Here is a 1,961-nt window from a genome sequence, read left to right as displayed (position 1 = left end):
CTTATACATCACTAGACCTATATATTTTTATATTAATATTATATACTAGCTTAATAAATGGTTAAGTTGACGGTACCATATTGAATTATCTTTATAATTTCCTCTTAAACAAGGTGAATACTATCAATATTTAATTAATCAGTTAATCAACATTATTCCAACAAATATATTACTAATACATATATTAAGCTTATTTAGATTTTATACATATTTATAATAAAGGATAAAAATGAAAGAAGGTTTAGATGCACTCTGGGAATTAATCCAGGATAAAAAGAACCGTAAATTAATAGATTTAGTAAAAAAAGGGGAACCTATAGATGAAATCATTAATGCCGGTGCTGATATAAATGTGAAGAACCAAACAGGACATACCCCCTTAATTATTGCTGCTTATCAGGGGCATAATGAAAATGTAGAGACACTATTAAAAAGTGGAGCAAATATTGATGAGAAAGATAATAATGGTAATACAGCATTAATTACTGCTGCTGAAGAAGAAAATCAAGAAATAGTAACAACTCTTTTAAATTGGAATGCTAGTATTAATGAGAAAGCTAATAATGGTAATTCGGCACTATTGAATTCTGCTTTTGCCGGGGACAAAGAAACCCTAATAATTCTTCTAAATAGTGGTGCTAGTATTGATATAAAGAATAAGAATGGTGAAACAGCATTAATGATTGCTGCTGTAGAAGGACATAAAGAGATCGTAGAAGTTCTTTTAAATAGTGATGCTAGTATTGATATGAAGAATAATGATGGTGATACAGCATTAATGCTTGCTACTTTAGAAAATTATAAGGAAGTAGTAGAAATACTTTTAAATAGCAATGCCAATGTTAATGAGAAAGCTAATGATGGTACAACAGCATTAATGATTGCTGCTCAAAATGGCGAGTTTGATATAGCGATTACCTTGATAAAAAATAATGCGGATGTCCATCAAAAAAATAATGATGGTAAGACTGCCATAGAGTTAACAACTAATGAAAGCATTAAGAGCTTACTTACACGAGTGACTTCTTATCAAACTAAAGTACCTAAGCTTCTTAATATTCTGGTTCAATATTTAGCAAATACCCTTCTTAATTACAAACAATTCTCAGATATATCAGAGAAAAAGCTGATCTTACCTGACGAACTGGTATATGCAATTGAAATTGATGCTGTACCTAATAAATTCTCTGATAAGTTTATTGTAAATCCTTCTAGGAGTAAGATAGATTCTTGGGCAGCAAAAATCCAGGCAGAGCAACAAAAGATAGAATTAGATAAAGAAGGCTTAGGGATTGTATAGGAAGAGCAGTTTGTTATTGGAGCACTTAACTAAAAAAGTTAGGTGCAGAAAGTTTCTAGTTATGCACAGCATATAAAACTCCATACGTTTAATCTGTCTTTATTCATTAACAGAACTTCTTCCTACAGGTAAGTGCCTATATAAAGTAGCAGGTGATATCTGAAGGCGCCTTGCAGCATCTTCGACTGTAATCTTAGAATCACGTAGCAACGCTCTTGCTGCTACTAAATCTTCTTGAGTAAGTGCAGGAGGCCGCCCTCCTTTCCTACCAAGTAGGTGTGCTGCTTTTAATCCGGCCGTTGTACGGTCACGAATAAGTGAGCGTTCAAATTCAGCTAATGCACCAAATATATAAAATATTAATTTCCCGCCTGAATTTGTAGTATCAATTGCTTCAGCCAATGAGCAAAGGCCAATACCTTGCTTTTCCAATAACTCAATTGTGTCAATTAATTGCTTTAGTGATCTTGCTAAACGATCGAGCTTCCAGACTACAAGCACATCCCCCGACCTCATATAACTTAATGCAGCTTTCAGTTCAGGGCGTTCACGTTGTGCACCAGATGCTTTCACAATAAATACTTTTTCACAATTAACTTCTTTCAAAGCATTTAGCTGTAAATCTAAATTTGTTCTTGGGTTGAGACCCTTGCATATCCTA

At 33.3% G+C, this 1,961-nt stretch carries 2 protein-coding genes; one reads left to right on the top strand and one right to left on the bottom strand.

Translation table 11 applies throughout. From position 1 onward, the window contains the following. Positions 1 to 229 precede the first annotated feature (229 nt). Complete coding sequence (locus NF27_RS05555) at positions 230 to 1,300, top strand: ankyrin repeat domain-containing protein (protein WP_039456839.1); 1,071 nt, start codon at positions 230 to 232, stop codon at positions 1,298 to 1,300. Between the two features lie 99 nt (positions 1,301 to 1,399). On the opposite strand, the gene NF27_RS05550 is transcribed toward NF27_RS05555, so the two are convergent. Continuing rightward, positions 1,400 to 1,961, bottom strand: a 562-nt coding sequence (locus tag NF27_RS05550) for a recombinase family protein (RefSeq protein ID WP_239647823.1), incomplete at its 5' end; no start/stop codon positions are given.

Source organism: Candidatus Jidaibacter acanthamoeba (assembly GCF_000815465.1).
Classification (GTDB): domain Bacteria; phylum Pseudomonadota; class Alphaproteobacteria; order Rickettsiales; family Midichloriaceae; genus Jidaibacter; species Jidaibacter acanthamoebae.
This window is presented reverse-complemented; position numbering and strand designations above follow the sequence as displayed.

What these genes read in the sequence shown, in the direction of transcription:
- NF27_RS05555 (WP_039456839.1), top strand. Translation starts at nt 230, where the DNA reads ATGAAAGAAGGTTTAGATGCACTCTGGGAATTAATCCAGGATAAAAAG.